This is a genomic window from Pectobacterium quasiaquaticum, assembly GCF_014946775.2.
Lineage (GTDB): Bacteria > Pseudomonadota > Gammaproteobacteria > Enterobacterales > Enterobacteriaceae > Pectobacterium > Pectobacterium aquaticum.
On record NZ_CP065177.1, the window covers coordinates 1120115 to 1135425 of the forward strand.

Genomic DNA, 15311 nt, shown 5'->3' on the forward strand with positions numbered 1-15311 from the left:
TCCGCCCTGACACCCTGCATATGCCGTGCTACAGACCGCCATAAATACTAACGAAGCTATTGTCAGCGGAATGGTTTCATGGTGTTAATTAACAATCACTTGGCTGACGAAAGCGTGGGTCTTAACTCTGCTAATTGAGAACAAATTTGCTGGGCTGCCAATAGCAAACGAGGGCCGCTGCGGCTAAACCAGTCTTCATTGACGGTAATAACCGGAGCCGCTAACTGCGGCTGCCAAAACGCCTGCACGTTGGAAATCCTCTCTGGCGCACCACCGACAATAATGGCCTGCGGCTGGCGTCTTAACACCTGTTCACGGCTGACCTGCGGCCAGGGCACGGGGCTGTCGCTAAAGACATTTTCGGCGCCGCACAGTGAAACGATCTGGCTTTGCAGCGTTGCTTGCGAAGAAGTAAACAGCGGTTGAGTGCCAAATTGAATGAATACCCGCACTGGTGCGGCGTGAGGTGCCTTGCCAGAGTGCCGGAGCTCACCTATTTCCTGCTGAAAATCTGTCGCGGCTCGTTCGGCTTGCTCAGGATGGCGGCTGTAGGTCGCCAGCTGTCGTAGTGACGCCGGAATATCGTCTAACGTCTTCGCATCCAGATAAACGATAGGAATCGAGAAATTGGCGAGCTGTTCCAGCGGCCGCTGCGGGTTCCCCTCGCGCCACGCCAGAATCAGATCGGGTTTGAGGGCGAAGATCCGCTCCAGGTTGATTCCCTGCCAGGAAGCTACCTGTTCCAGCTTTTTCGCTTCTGGCGGGTAATCTGACCAGGCGCTGACCGCAACCAGTTGTTCGCCCATGCCTGCCGCATAGGCCATTTCCGTCGCGTGTGGTGCGAGACTGATCACTCGCTGCGGAATAGCATAAGCGGCGGTGCAGAGCAGTAGCCCAGTTAGCCAGCAGAGGAGCCTGACTGTCACGATTAGCGTGCGGCCAGCTTGGCCAGAATCGCTTCTACCATCCGCGTTGATTGCTGTGCCGCAACGCTCAGAAACTCATCGAAACTCAGGTGTGAGGCTTTATCGGCCACATCAGAAATCGCGCGCACAACGACAAACGGGACGGCGAACTGGTGGCAGACATGGGCGATCGCAGTCGCTTCCATTTCTACGGCAATCGCCTTTGGGAAAGTGGTGCGGATACGAGCTAACGGCTCTGCGCCGTTAATGAAGGCATCGCCGCTGACAACCAGGCCGCGCACGGCGTTCAGCTGTAACTCGGCAATTGCTTCCTGCGCCAGTGTGATGAGTTTTTCATCGGCAGGGAAAGCGGCAGGGCAGCCCGCCATCTGGCCAGGCTCATAGCCAAAGGCCGTGACGTCAGCATCGTGGTAGCGCACTTCATCGGAAATCACGATATCACCGACGTTCAATGTGGGTGCCAGTCCGCCAGCGGAACCGGTGTTAATGACCACGTCTGGCTTGCTGTGTTCCAGCAGCAGCGTGGTGCCCAGCGCGGCGGAAACTTTGCCGATACCGGATTTCAGCAGGGCGACGTCTACGCCGTTGATTTGTCCGGTGTAGATTTCGCAACCTGCACGCTGGAAGGTCTGACGGTTTTCAATCCGATCGCGCAGCAGCGTTACTTCTTGTTCCATCGCGCCGATAATACCGACTTTCATAAGGTTCCCCGCAAATTCTGTTATAAATGGAAGGCGTATACCTAATGCTGGTCACTGAAGTCCCATTTTAGGGGAAACACAGGGTGAGGTTCCCGCAGGGATGCCTCACCCCTGTGGTCGCACCGTGTATCTCGATCGTTAAATGACCAGCATTAGGTGTATATCGCTGATGTTAGTCTATCATGGCTAGCGGGATGAGATGGAATGTCCATTATTGTGCTGTCGCGGGATGATAGGGAGAACCGTATGTCTGATATCGATTTCGCCAAAAAAATGAGCTTTCAGCGCCATTTCAGCCGGCCTAAAACGGCTGAGGATGAATATACGATTGTGCGTCAGTTTGAGAGCGATCGGGGGCGTATTATTAACTCCGCTGCTATCCGCCGCTTACAGCAAAAAACCCAGGTCTTTCCGCTAGAACGTAATGCGGCCGTCCGCTCTCGTCTGACCCATTCAATGGAAGTTCAGCAGGTTGGCCGCTATATCGCCAAAGAGATTTTGCACCGCCTGAAAGTTGACGGGCGGCTAGCGTCGCTGGGTCTGAACGACAGAGAAACACCGTTTGAAAGTCTGGTCGAAATGGCGTGCCTGATGCATGACATCGGCAATCCGCCGTTTGGACATTTTGGCGAATCGGCGATTAATCAATGGTTCAGAAAATTACTGGATAGCCACTATCTGGACAGTGAATCCTCGGAACGCGTCGATGACTGTAGAGTGCCTACGCTGCGGATGCAGCAGGATGGGCTGGACGAATTGCGTGGGCAAATCCGACAGGATCTGAGTCACTTTGAAGGCAATGCACAGGCGATCCGGCTGGTGCATACGTTGCTGAAGCTCAATCTGACCTACGGGCAGGTGGCCTGCATTCTGAAATACACCCGTCCTGCGTATTGGCACGGCGAGCTTCCGGCGGATTACCATTATTTGATGAAGAAGCCGGGCTACTATCTGGCAGAGGAAGCGTTTGTCGCTAAACTGCGTGAAGAGCTGGATATGGGCGAATTTCACCGTCATCCGCTGAGCTACATTATGGAAGCGGCCGATGATGTCTCGTACTGTATCGCGGATTTAGAGGATGCCGTCGAGAAAGATATTCTCACGATCGAAGAACTTTACGACCTTTTGCGTGAAAATTGGGGCGCAGGAATAGAGAAAGACATCTTCGCTAAAACGATTGAACATGCCTACAAAGGACGTGAACGTTTAAAATGGCGCAGCCACGACGATCAGTTCTTCATGAATCTTCGCGTGAATACCGTGGCGCAGATGGTGCCGCATGCCGCGAAGCGTTTTATCGATAACCTGCCGGAAGTCTATGCCGGTTCGTTTAATCAGGCATTGCTTGAGGACGACAGCCCGCAGAACCGCCTGTTAGGCATTTTCAAACGCGTCGCCTTAAAGCACGTTTTTAACCATCATGAAGTTGAACAGTTGGAGCTACAGGGCGACCGCGTAATTCGCGGCCTGCTGGATATTTACAGCCCGCTGCTCGAGATGCCCTATCAGGATTTCAGCCAGCTTGTTAGCGACGATACGCACAAACGCTATCCGATTGAAACGCGGCTTTATCACAAATTATCCAGCAAGCACTGTCTGGCCTATTGCGAAGCGGTTGCTGAGCTGGAAGGATTACCCGAAACCGAGCGCGTCATCCGTGAATATTATTATCGGGCGCGCCTGATTCAGGATTACATCAGCGGTATGACGGATTTGTACGCCTACGACGAATACCGCAAGCTGATGGCGGCAGATTAGCGATGAACAGGCCGCAATGGAAATCACGACTTTTGTAAAGCCGTTCAATATTTCCTTACGCTTCACGATCTTCCCCTCGGGAACCTTGTTGGTCCATATTTATCTCATACAGCACGACCACTGAGTGTACCCGGTGTCGGGTACACGGGCCGTAAGACTCGCGTGTTGATGACTATGAGATAACCTCCTATGAAAAGAAAATCACTGGTTCTGAGTGCGCTGGCGTTAAGTCTGGCGATGGCGATGGGCTCCACCACGGCGAATGCCGCTGAGTCAGCGGCGTCTGCCGCGTCATCGGGTCAATTACCCAGCTTGGCCCCTATGCTGGAAAACGTCATGCCTTCCGTGGTGAGCATCTATGTGGAAGGGCATACCACCCATGCGGGCAATGTGGGAAAAGAAGGTATCCCACCGCAGCTTCAGCCGTTTTTTGGTGAAAACTCGCCTTTCTGTCAGGAGGGATCGCCGTTCCAGTCATCGCCAATGTGTCAGGGAGACGGTGACGACGACGGCCAGCCAGCGCAGCAGGAAAATTTCCAGGCGCTGGGCGCGGGCGTCGTTATTAATGCAGAAAAAGGCTATGTGGTGACCAACAGCCATGTGGTGGATAATGCTGACAAGATTCAGGTTCGACTCAGCGATGGTCGCAAATATGACGGCAAAGTGTTAGGCAAAGACCCGCGTTCAGATATCGCGCTGGTGCAGTTGAAAGACTTTAAAAACCTGACGGCAATTAAGGTCGCAGATTCTGACCAACTGCGGGTCGGTGATTATACGGTAGCGATTGGTAATCCGTATGGTCTGGGTGAGACGGCGACATCGGGCATTGTGTCCGCGCTGGGGCGTAGCGGGTTGAATATTGAAAACTACGAGAACTTTATTCAGACCGATGCAGCGATCAACCGAGGGAATTCTGGTGGTGCGCTGGTCAACCTGAACGGAGAGCTGGTTGGGTTGAATACCGCGATTCTTGCTCCAGATGGCGGCAATATCGGGATTGGTTTCGCTATCCCCAGCAATATGGTGAAAAGCGTCGTGGCACAGATTGTCGAATTTGGCGAAGTAAAGCGCGGAGAGCTGGGTATCACTGGGACGGAGCTGAACTCCGAACTGGCGCAGGCGATGAAAGTTGATGCACAGCGCGGTGCGTTTGTAAGCCAGGTACGGCCGAAGTCGGCGGCAGATGAGGCGGGCATCAAGGCGGGCGATGTGATTGTCACGCTGAATGGTAAAGCGGTCAGCAGCTTCTCTGCACTGCGTGCGCAGGTTGGATCGCTGCCAGTGGGCAGCAAAGTCGCGCTGGGACTGCTGCGTGAGGGTAAAGCGCTGACGGTTGAGGTAACGCTGCAACAGAGCAATCAGGCTCAGGTGGCTTCCGGTAATCTTTACTCTGGCATTGAAGGTGCCGAGCTGAGCAATACTCAGGTGGACGACAAAAAAGGCGTCAAGGTGGATAACGTTAAACCCGGTTCCGCAGCGGCTAAGGTTGGCCTGAAGAAGGACGACATTATTCTGGGCGTTAACCAACAGGCGGTACAGAATATTGGCGAGTTGCGTAAAATTCTGGACAGCAAACCGGCCGTATTGGCCTTGAATGTGCGTCGCGGTGACAGCACGATTTACCTGTTGGCTCAGTAATCAATCTGTTCAGTATGTAAGTTAATAATTACCTTTTAAGACAATTTGTTACGTTAGTCTTTTTGCTGGGCACGCGGGTGCCCGGCTACCTCTCGCTTCTCCCTGAAAGTGCTTTTGTGAGTTCTTCCACAGATTTAATCTAATTCCCGTTTCTTTGTTAATTTGCACAATGTGTGGCGCGCCGTGTGGCGGTATGCTGGTGCAATTGTCAATGTTCCTCTCAGAGGTAAAAATGGCGTCGTATCATCTTAATGCCAAGATGGCGCAGGATATTGTCGCGCGGACCATGCAGATCATTGATAGCAATATCAACGTGATGGATGCTCGCGGTAAGATTATCGGCAGTGGCGATCAGGAACGATTGGGGGAACTGCACGAAGGCGCGCTGCTGGCGCTTTCACAGGGGCGAGTTGTCGATATTGATGATGCTGTGGCGCGTCACCTGCACGGTGTGCGCCCGGGCATCAATTTACCTTTGCGCATCGACGGTGAAATTGTTGGTGTCATCGGCCTGACGGGGAATCCTAGCCAGCTACGGCAGTACGGCGAGCTTGTCTGCATGACGGCGGAAATGATGCTGGAGCAAGCGAGGCTGTTGCATATGCTGGCGCAGGATAGCCGCCTGCGTGAAGAGCTGGTACTGAACCTGATTCGCACCGACGATCTGTCTCCCGCGCTCATGGAGTGGGCGCAGCGCTTAGGCATCGATCTAAATAAGCCGCGTGTCGCAGCGGTGATCGAAGTGGACAGCGGGCAGCTCGGCGTCGACTCTGCTATGGCAGAGCTACAGCAGTTGCAGACGTTGCTGACCACGCCGGAACGCGACAACCTCATTGCTATCGTTTCTCTGACGGAAATGGTGGTGCTAAAACCGGCACTGAACAGCCACGGTCGCTGGGATGCAGAGGAACACCGGCGTCGCGTGGATACGCTGATGTCGCGTATGGCGGAAAGCAGTCGGCTGCGGGTACGGCTGGCGCTGGGGAACTATTTTGCGGGCTCCGGTAGCATCGCGCGTTCTTACCGCACGGCACGAACGACCATGAGCGTAGGCAAACAGCGTATGCCCGCTCAGCGCTGTTATTACTATCAGGATTTGATGCTGCCCGTGCTGCTGGACAGCCTGCGCGGTGGCTGGCAGGCAAACGAGCTGGTGCGCCCGCTCTCGAAGCTTAAAGCAATGGACGGCAATGGTCTGCTGCGTCGGACATTGGGTGCCTGGTTTCGTAACAACGTCCAGCCCGGCGCGACGGCAAAAGCGCTGTTTATCCACCGCAATACGCTGGAATATCGCCTTAACCGCATCTCTGAATTGACGGGGTTAGATCTGGGGAATTTTGACGACCGTCTGCTGCTGTACGTGGCTTTACAACTGGATGAAGAAGAGTAGGGCAGAAAGACACGCCGTTTACGTCTTCCGTCACTCAAGTTTCCCTTGCACCGTATCCACCTGATGCCGCAAGGCATCAGGGTTACCTCATATCGCGTCGTAAAACATTTCCGCTGCAATAAAATCGCTTAGACTGAAAACTATTACATAATCATTAACAATATAACGCGATAGCATAAATTATCGCGAAACAATATTTTTGCCCCTTCCTTATATCCACTATTGTCACTTCCATGTTGTCAGCCTGATTGATCTTGACCCGTCCTATCTCAAGCTGCATTTACGCGGTTCAAATCGATAACGTTTTGTCCTGTAAATAGAATTATTTAATTTATTAATCAGTCACATCCGTCATGATTTCATCTGATACTTTCGAGCATTAGGGAGTGATAAAAATGCCAATACGTCGTCTGGGGTTATCTGTTGCTACGGCAGCACTGTTGTTTTCCGGTGTGGCCTCGGCGGCTACCGAATTATTAAATGTGTCTTACGATCCGACGCGCGAACTGTATCAGCAATACAATGCGGCGTTTATTAAGCATTGGAAAGCCACTAGCGGTGAAGATATCACCATCAAAAATTCGCACGGCGGTTCTGGAAAGCAGGCGCGTTCGGTAATTGACGGCTTACAGGCTGACGTGGTGACGCTAGCACTGGCGGGTGATATTGATGCGCTAAATCTGAATCAACCGATGATCGATCCTAAATGGCAGGCACGTCTGCCTGACAACAGCACCCCTTACACCTCCACCATCGTTTTTCTGGTGCGCAAAGGTAATCCGAAGCAAATCAAAGACTGGAACGATTTGGTGAAACCAGGCGTTGATGTGATCACGCCAAACCCGAAAACCTCCGGCGGCGCGCGTTGGAACTTCCTAGCTGCCTGGGCTTATGCCAAAGCGCAACCGGGTGGTAATGATGAAACCGCACTGAAATTTGTCACTGAACTGTATCGCCATGCGCCCGTACTGGATACCGGTGCGCGTGGGGCAACCATCAGCTTTGTGCAACGTCAGCTAGGCGACGTGCTGCTGGCATGGGAAAACGAAGCGTACCTGTCTCTGCAAGAGCAGGGCGGCGATCAGCTTGAGATCGTGACGCCGTCTCTGTCGATTCTGGCAGAACCGCCGGTTGCCGTTGTCGACAAAGTCGTTGAGCGTAAGGGAACGCAGAAGCAGGCCGAAGCCTATCTGCAATACCTCTACAGTGATGAAGCGCAGCGCATCATCGGTAAAAATTTCTACCGTCCACGTAATGCCAAGATCGCTGAAGAGTTTAAAGATCAGTTTGCACCGGTGAATCTGGTGACGATTGATAAGGATTTCGGCGGCTGGAAAGCGGCACAGGACAAATTCTTTAACGACGGCGGTGTGTTCGACGCCATCTTTAAAGAGATTAATAAGTAAGTTTTTAATGTCTGACGGATTAAGGCCGCTATCACCCTAGCGGCTTTTTTCAGGTTAAGAAGGCAGAGGATCTGCCGCCTTAACCTTTCTGTCAGGTAGCGCGCGTCGGCAAGCAGTTGTTGGCTGGGTAGTGAGTATGAAAATTAAAGGCACGGTATGTCACAACGTTCTTCCTCAGTGATCCCCGGTTTCGGGCTAACGTTAGGGTTTAGCCTGAGCTATTTAGGATTAATTGTCCTCATTCCGTTGGCGGGGATGTTTTTGTATGCCAGCCAACTAACGTTTGCTCAGTTTTGGGATCTGATCACCAGCCGTCAGGTGCTTTTCTCCCTACGGCTTTCGTTTGGTACGGCGCTGGCAGCGGCGTTGATTAACGGTATTCTCGGGACGCTGCTGGCCTGGGTGCTTGTGCGGTATACCTTTCCCGGCCGTAAAGTGATCGATGCCATGATCGACATGCCCTTCGCGCTGCCAACTGCCGTGGCGGGGATCGCGCTGACGGCGTTGTATGCGCCGAATGGCCTGATTGGCTCGCTGTTTCCGTTCAAAATTGCCTACACCGGTATTGGCATCACGCTGGCGCTCATTTTCGTCACGCTGCCTTTCGTGGTCAGAACGCTGCAACCGGTGTTGGCCGATATTCCGAAAGAAGTGGAAGAAGCAGCCGCCTGCCTTGGTGCACGTCCGCTTCAGGTTTTCCGCCATGTCTTGCTGCCTGCGGTGTTACCGGCGTGGCTGACGGGGTTTGCGCTGGCCTTTGCCCGTGGGGTTGGAGAATACGGTTCCGTGGTATTTATCGCGGGGAATATTCCATTTAAAACCGAAATTCTGCCGCTGCTGATCGTCTCCAAGCTCGATCAGTATGACTACAAGGGAGCAACTGGGATCGGCGTATTCATGCTGCTGGTTTCTTTCATTATGCTGCTGCTGATTAACGTGTTGCAGCGCCGCATTCAACCGAAACTGTAAGGGCCGGTCGTCATGGAACAGGTTATTTCCGCTCAGGCCAGCGCGGCTAAAAGAAAAAAACAGCCCGCCGCCTATTACATTCTGATTTCACTCGCGTGGGTCGTCTTTTTTCTGATTCTGGTGCTGCCGTTGATGATGGTGGTGACTCAGGGGCTGGATAAAGGTGTCGGCGCATTTTGGGACGCGATTACCGAACCGGATGCGATCTCTGCGCTTAAGCTGACGCTACTCGCGACCGTCATTTCTGTACCGCTAAACGTAGTGTTCGGGCTGGCGACGGCGTGGTGCGTGACGAAATTCGAATTTCGTGGCAAGAGCTTCTTGCTGGCGCTGATCGATTTGCCATTCTCCGTTTCGCCTGTGGTTGCAGGGCTGGTGTACGTGCTGCTGTTTGGGGCACAAAGCTCGCTCCATCCCTTTCTGCTCGAACACGATCTGCAAATTGTTTACGCCGTGCCGGGTATCGTACTGGCGACAATTTTTGTCACGCTGCCTTATGTTGCCCGTGAACTGATTCCGCTAATGGAAGAGCAGGGCTCGCAGGAAGAAGAAGCGGCGCGACTGCTGGGTGCGAACGGCTGGCAAATGTTCTGGCACATCACGTTGCCGAATGTGAAATGGGCGCTGATTTACGGCGTGGTGCTGTGTACCGCGCGTGCAATGGGGGAATTTGGCGCCGTTTCCGTCATTTCCGGCCACATTCGCGGACTGACTAACACGCTGCCGCTGCATATCGAAATTCTTTATAACGAGTACAACATCGTTGCCGCTTTCAGCGTGGCGATTCTGCTGCTGATAATGTCACTAGTGGTGTTGCTGCTGCGCCAGTGGAGTGAAGGTCGATTGACGAAGCAAATACAGAAACAACAGGAGTTGGCCAAAAATGAGCATTGAAATTCGCAATATTAATAAACAATTTGGCCAGTTCCGGGCGCTGAACGAGATTAATTTGTCGATCCATAGCGGTGAGCTGGTGGCGCTGCTTGGGCCATCGGGCTGTGGTAAGACGACGCTGCTGCGTATTATCGCCGGGCTGGAACAGCCGGATAGCGGCAGCATTATCTTTCACGGTCAGGATGTGTCCGTTCACGATGTGCGTAAACGCAACGTGGGGTTCGTATTCCAGCACTACGCGCTGTTCCGTCACATGACGGTGTTCGATAACGTGGCGTTTGGGCTGCGAATGAAGCCGAAAAATATCCGGCCATCGAAGAGTGACATCGAAAAGAAAGTGCATGAGCTGCTGAATCTGGTGCAGTTGGACTGGCTGGGGGATCGCTATCCTGAACAGCTTTCCGGCGGCCAGCGTCAGCGTATTGCGTTGGCGCGTGCGTTGATCGTCGAGCCGAGCATCCTGCTGCTGGATGAACCTTTTGGCGCACTGGATGCCAAGGTACGCAAAGAGCTGCGTCGCTGGTTGTCTCAGTTGCATGAAGATATCGATCTGACGTCGGTATTTGTGACGCACGATCAGGAAGAAGCGATGGAAGTCGCTGACCGCATCGTGCTGATGAACAAAGGCGTGATTGAACAAATCGGCACGCCAGCGGAAGTGTATAACAACCCAGCCAGCGAATTTGTTTACCATTTCCTTGGCGACAGTAACCGACTGAAAGTGGCGCAGACGGAAGAGACGATTCTGTTTCGTCCGCATGAAGTGTCGTTATCCGTTCAGGCGCAGGAAGGCTATCAGGCAGTGACAGTGCGAGATATTCGCCCACTCGGTGCCTTGACTCGTTTGTCGTTGAAGCTGGGCGAGCAGTCAGAGCTGATTGAAGCGGAAGTTGCAAAAGACGATGCAAGTCTGCACGGGCTACAGAAAGGCGATGTGATTCAGTTCAAACCCAAGCGTTATAGTCACGATTGGGAAATTTGATCGATAGGGCATCGAAATAAAAAACCCGCGAATTCGCGGGTTTTTTGCTTTTGTCGTGAATACCTGCCTGGTGGCAAGGATTAGCGATAAGCGGGGTTAGAGGCAACAGAATAGCGACCACTACCGACCAGCATGATGATAATGCCCGCGAAGAAATAGAGTGCTTCCAATTCCAGCGCCCAGGCCCCCACTTTGGTCAGAGTGAAGAATTTACCCATTCCCACCATCAGCGTAGCAACAACCAGCGTCAGCGCAGCAATCAGGCCTGAAACGCGGGTAAATACGCCCAGAATAATCAGAATCGGGGCAACAACCTCACCGATATAAACGCCATAAGCGATAAAACCAGGCAGGCCTGCACCTTGCAGCATCTGTACGATCCAGCCTACACCGTGCTCAACTTTTGCTACGCCGTGAAACAGCAGCAGAATACCCACGGTTAAACGCAGTAAAAGTTTACCTGCATCGGGATGATCGGTTAAACGCGTGAACCACTGATTCAACTGAGAAATCATACTAGACAACCTCGTGAGTTAACGAAAAGTGCTATTGGATATAAGGCGGCAGTGTCGTCGATTTAACGCCTGAATAGAAAACAAATAAATTTGATATTTTCTGTCAAAAAATTAGGTGAACAGGGCAAGTGCGGATAAGCATAGCACCGCGATTGCGGTGGTCTAATGATGGATGGGAATAATGCAATAACAAGATGTTATGAAAAAGGGTGTAGTCTGAATGGCTGAAGGTCAGAGGAATGGGTTGTATACAGGGAATCGTTTTAAGAGTGGATGCAGTTTGGAACCTATCCCGGATGCGACAGGCCCCTTTTCCATAACCTGTTTATGCTTCGCCGAGTAGTGCTTTTTTGGCGGCATTGAGAAAGTCGTCCGACAAAGTGTCGCCAGCTGTTGCGCGTGCTAGCGCCAGCGCGCCGGATAACAGGGCGAATTGCGCCAGAGCATGCTGCTTGCGCTGCTCTTTATCCTCTATCGTGGAGAGGGACTCCAGCCTGTCCAGCATGGCTTTGACACCGCTGAGATAAATGTCGTGTACTGGTTTATCTGCACTTTCTCTGGCTATGTCATTGGCTAGTGCCGTGAGGGCGCAGCCATCTTTTGCGCCGTCGCGATGGGCGGGGGAAAGATAGTGTTCCACCAGTGTTTCCAGATTATGTTTATCTGCATGCTGGCACATTTCCTGCCAGCGAGTACCGGAATCCTCAAGCGCTTTTCGGCTGGCGATGGCGGCGAGTTCATCTTTAGAGGCAAAATGACCATAGAAACCACCGTGGGTTAAGCCTGCCGCAGCCATCAAGTCGTTCACGCTAACGCCGTTCAGGCCCCGTTCACGAAAGAGCTGTGAAGAAACCTGGATGATTTCTTCTCGGTTACGCTCCATCTGTTGTTTTGATACACGGGCCATGTTGTTCTCCTTTTTCTGTCAGGCATCATCTTAGGGTATGAAAAAGTCAGACTCAATAGATGATGCCTTTCATCAATAGCCGGATCAGGCCCGTGGCGGCCACGGTGTAATAATATGAGCGCTGTCGCCTCCCTGGGCCCGAGGCAATGACCCTGCGATCTGATCGTGCGGCGTCCCCAGAGAAATAGCACTGACTTCATCCAGTCGCTCGACCTGCTCGTCGCTTAGCGTCACATTTAATGCGAGCAGCGTATCATCCAACTGCGCCAGCGTGCGGGAACCCAGAATAGGGATCAGGCTGGTGCTAGCGCGGGCTGATTTATACCGCAACCAGGCGATGGCAATTTGTATTGGCATGACGTTCAAGTCGTTTGCAACGCGAAAAACCTCATCCAGCAAGGTCGTGTCTTGCTCGGTGTGCACTAATCTTCCGCCAAAACCGATCAGACGGCCTTCTTTGCTTTTACGGTATTTGCCCGTCAGCAGGCCGCCGCCCAGCGGAGACCAAAGTGTCGCTGCCAGCCCCATTGCTTCTGCCATCGGCAGCAGTTCTCGTTCTGCGGTGCGCTGCACCAGACTGTATTCCACCTGAATACCGGCAATTCGCGACCAGCCGCGCAGTTCCGCGATGGTATCTGCTCGGGCAATGCGCCAGGCGGGAAAATTAGAGAGGCCTGCGTACTGGATTTTCCCTGCCCGAACGAGATCGTCGAAAGCGCGAACAATCTCTTCCAGTGGCGTTAATTGGTCATCAAAGTGCGCCCACAGCATATCAATACGATCGGTTTTCAGTCTCTTCAGGCTGTTTTCTACCGATGAGAGCATGTTCTTGCGGCTATTGCCGGTTTGGGAAATTCCGGCATCCGGCATGGCACTTAAGGTGTACTTCGTCGCAACGACAAAATGGTCGCGATCTGCGGCAATGAATTCTCCGACCATTTGCTCAGATTGGCCTAACTGGTAAGCATCCGCTGTATCGATGAAGTTGCCGCCCGCGTTGGCATAACGATCAAATACCTGTTTAGCCTGTTCTTTTTCAGAACCATAGCCCCAACCGGTGCCAAAATTTCCTGTTCCGAGAGCAAGTTCGGAAACGCGTAAGCCCGTATTACGTCCAAAAGTCGTGTATTTCATGCTGCTACCTTTATTTTTAGATGTTGGATGACATTTATTATATATGTCATGTATCATCTATATTGCAAGTGGAGCGGCATTATTTTTACGGGATGTCGAGTTAATTGGGGTTGCTTAACCGTATGAATGGCGTTTTTAATCACTGCTCAACGCCGCTATGACGTTAAACCTTAAAAGGAAATATTTATGTCTGATGATGTTCTGTTTAGTCCCTTCACGCTGAAAGGGTTAACCCTTCCTAACCGCATTGTCATGGCACCGATGACGCGAGGTATGGCTGAAAACGGCATTCCTGGTCCAGCGCAGGCGGAATATTATCGCCGCCGTGCCGAAGGGGGAGTTGGGCTGATTCTGACAGAGGGAACGGTAGTCGATCGTCCCGCTTCGCGTAATATGCCAGGAATCCCGCTCTTTCACGGCGAAGCCGCGTTGACCGGTTGGGACGCGGTGGCGAAAGCGGTTCATGCCGCTGGTGGTCGTATTGGGCCGCAAATTTGGCATACGGGTTCAACCCACGGACGTGGCTGGGAGCCTGATGCGCCTGTTGAAAGCCCCTCGGGAATCGTCGGTCCAGATGAGCCTCGCGGTGTGGTGATGACCGAAGAAGATATTGCCGATACCGTGGCAGCTTTCGCTCGCGCTGCGGCGGATGCGAAACGATTGGGTTTTGACACGCTGGAACTGCATGGTGCACATGGTTACCTGATCGACCAATTCTTTTGGTCGGGCACGAATAAGCGTGAAGATGCCTTTGGTGGCGCAACGATCCGCGAACGCTCTCGCTTTGCCGCTGAGGTAATTCGTGCTGTCCGGGCCGCTGTTGGTGAGGATTTCCCGCTGATCCTGCGTGTGAGTCAGTGGAAGCAGCAGGACTACAGCGCGCGTCTGGCGAGTTCCCCACAGGAGATGACGGACTGGCTAGCACCGTTGGTTGAGGCTGGTGTGGATATTCTTCACTGTTCCCAGCGTCGTTTCTGGGAGCCTGAATTCCCAGAGGTTGATGGGGCGGAAGGGCTGAACTTCGCCGGTTGGGCGAAAAAACTGACGGGGGCGGCGACAATCAGCGTTGGCTCGGTGGGGTTGAGCTCGGATTTCTTTGCTGCGTTTGGCGGTGAAGGTTCTGGCACGGCGGAATTGGACAATCTGCACGCGCGGATGGAGCGAGAGGAGTTTGACCTGATCGCGGTAGGCCGAGTCCTGCTTTCTGATGCGCAATGGGTACAAAAAGTGCGTTCTGGGCAGACTGATAAATTACGCGGTTTTGATGCTGCGGATTTAGCCGTACTGGCGTGATATTTAGGTGCCGTAGCTGAGTAGGGCTGCGGTACTTTATTGAATATTGGGAAAGCTAATGCGGAATCATTGAGCAGGTTGTCACCTACACGATACATGCAATATATAACATTGGGGGGATTTATTTCAGAGAGGATTCACTTTGCGGAAGTGGTGGGTCGTGCAGGATTCGAACCTGCGACCAATTGATTAAAAGTCAACTGCTCTACCGACTGAGCTAACGACCCGCAGAAGTGGTGGGTGATGACGGGATCGAACCGCCGACCCCCTCCTTGTAAGGGAGGTGCTCTCCCAGCTGAGCTAATCACCCACTTCTGAACTACATTTACTTCTTGATTTTCTTCAAATTCTAATAAGAAGACCAGCTGGTATGAGATTGGTGGGTGATGACGGGATCGAACCGCCGACCCCCTCCTTGTAAGGGAGGTGCTCTCCCAGCTGAGCTAATCACCCAATCTCAAATCTTCTTACTCTACACAGCGAGCTACTCTTATTTAAGACTCAAAAGAGTGGTGGGTGATGACGGGATCGAACCGCCGACCCCCTCCTTGTAAGGGAGGTGCTCTCCCAGCTGAGCTAATCACCCCCGCTGTGTGGAGTCGCATTATAGGGATCCTTGAATGTGAGTCAACGCTTTTTAAAACTAAAATGATTGTTCGTTGCAAAATTAGTCAAGGCGTCGTATTTATCGCCGTTGGTGCTGCATCCTTGCGCAATTCAGCCTGTTATCTTGCCACCGCTAGCAGAATAAAAGCATGTGCGGCATGTTACGGCGTTGAGGAATCGAAGCAGAGTGAT

At 52.7% G+C, this 15311-nt stretch carries 13 protein-coding genes and 4 tRNA genes; 8 read left to right on the forward strand and 9 right to left on the reverse strand.

The annotated features are described in order from the left end of the window. Positions 1-95: 95 nt before the first annotated feature. Positions 96-926 carry a vitamin B12 ABC transporter substrate-binding protein BtuF gene (btuF, locus tag IG609_RS05170; RefSeq protein WP_193397715.1) on the reverse strand — a complete coding sequence of 277 codons (831 nt, stop codon included), beginning with the start codon at positions 924-926 and terminating at the stop codon, positions 96-98. Between the two features lie 2 nt (positions 927-928). Next, positions 929-1627: a 5'-methylthioadenosine/S-adenosylhomocysteine nucleosidase gene (gene mtnN, locus IG609_RS05175; protein WP_193397714.1), complete on the reverse strand. Its 699-nt coding sequence runs from the start codon at positions 1625-1627 to the stop codon at positions 929-931. A gap of 246 nt (positions 1628-1873) precedes the next feature. On the opposite strand from mtnN, the gene dgt reads away from it, so the two are divergent. The 7 genes from dgt to IG609_RS05210 all read left to right on the forward strand — a co-directional run bounded on the left by dgt (position 1874) and on the right by IG609_RS05210 (position 10664). After that, positions 1874-3385, forward strand: coding sequence for a dGTPase (gene dgt / locus IG609_RS05180; RefSeq protein ID WP_193397713.1), 1512 nt, complete (start codon positions 1874-1876; stop codon positions 3383-3385). 189 nt (positions 3386-3574) lie between these two features. Continuing rightward, positions 3575-5023 (forward strand): serine endoprotease DegP, encoded by a 1449-nt coding sequence (gene degP, locus IG609_RS05185; RefSeq protein ID WP_193397712.1) that lies wholly within the window; start codon positions 3575-3577, stop codon positions 5021-5023. A 232-nt stretch (positions 5024-5255) separates the two neighbouring features. After that, positions 5256-6413, forward strand: coding sequence for a CdaR family transcriptional regulator (locus IG609_RS05190; RefSeq protein ID WP_102118572.1), 1158 nt, complete (start codon positions 5256-5258; stop codon positions 6411-6413). 401 nt (positions 6414-6814) lie between these two features. Beyond that, complete coding sequence (locus IG609_RS05195) at positions 6815-7819, forward strand: sulfate ABC transporter substrate-binding protein (RefSeq protein WP_404825791.1); 1005 nt, start codon at positions 6815-6817, stop codon at positions 7817-7819. A gap of 156 nt (positions 7820-7975) precedes the next feature. Continuing rightward, positions 7976-8788: a sulfate ABC transporter permease subunit CysT gene (cysT, locus tag IG609_RS05200; protein WP_193397711.1), complete on the forward strand. Its 813-nt coding sequence runs from the start codon at positions 7976-7978 to the stop codon at positions 8786-8788. A gap of 12 nt (positions 8789-8800) precedes the next feature. Then, entirely contained in the window at positions 8801-9682 is an 882-nt protein-coding gene (gene cysW, locus IG609_RS05205) for a sulfate ABC transporter permease subunit CysW (protein ID WP_102118569.1), read from the forward strand. Next, positions 9672-10664, forward strand: coding sequence for a sulfate/molybdate ABC transporter ATP-binding protein (locus tag IG609_RS05210; protein WP_010299494.1), 993 nt, complete (start codon positions 9672-9674; stop codon positions 10662-10664). Before cysW ends, IG609_RS05210 begins: the two co-directional genes overlap by 11 nt. An 80-nt stretch (positions 10665-10744) precedes the next feature. On the opposite strand, the gene IG609_RS05215 is transcribed toward IG609_RS05210, so the two are convergent. From IG609_RS05215 to IG609_RS05225, 3 genes are all read right to left on the reverse strand, one after another. Beyond that, complete coding sequence (locus IG609_RS05215; protein ID WP_193397709.1) at positions 10745-11179, reverse strand: DoxX family protein; 435 nt, start codon at positions 11177-11179, stop codon at positions 10745-10747. A 325-nt stretch (positions 11180-11504) separates the two neighbouring features. Next, positions 11505-12086 (reverse strand): TetR/AcrR family transcriptional regulator, encoded by a 582-nt coding sequence (locus IG609_RS05220; protein ID WP_193397708.1) that lies wholly within the window; start codon positions 12084-12086, stop codon positions 11505-11507. A gap of 84 nt (positions 12087-12170) precedes the next feature. Continuing rightward, positions 12171-13220 carry an aldo/keto reductase gene (locus tag IG609_RS05225; protein WP_193397707.1) on the reverse strand — a complete coding sequence of 350 codons (1050 nt, stop codon included), beginning with the start codon at positions 13218-13220 and terminating at the stop codon, positions 12171-12173. Positions 13221-13406: 186 nt separating this feature from the next. Between IG609_RS05225 and IG609_RS05230 the strand changes: the two genes are divergently transcribed. Further along, a complete protein-coding gene (locus IG609_RS05230; protein ID WP_193397706.1) occupies positions 13407-14513 on the forward strand; it encodes an NADH:flavin oxidoreductase in 1107 nt (368 codons plus the stop codon). Positions 14514-14664: 151 nt separating this feature from the next. Here the strand turns inward: IG609_RS05230 and IG609_RS05235 are convergent. From IG609_RS05235 to IG609_RS05250, 4 genes are all read right to left on the reverse strand, one after another. After that, positions 14665-14740: transfer RNA gene (locus tag IG609_RS05235), tRNA-Lys, on the reverse strand. 7 nt (positions 14741-14747) lie between these two features. Continuing rightward, a tRNA-Val gene (locus IG609_RS05240) sits at positions 14748-14823 on the reverse strand. Between the two features lie 67 nt (positions 14824-14890). Beyond that, a tRNA-Val gene (locus IG609_RS05245) sits at positions 14891-14966 on the reverse strand. A gap of 57 nt (positions 14967-15023) precedes the next feature. Next, a tRNA-Val gene (locus IG609_RS05250) sits at positions 15024-15099 on the reverse strand. Positions 15100-15311 lie beyond the last annotated feature (212 nt).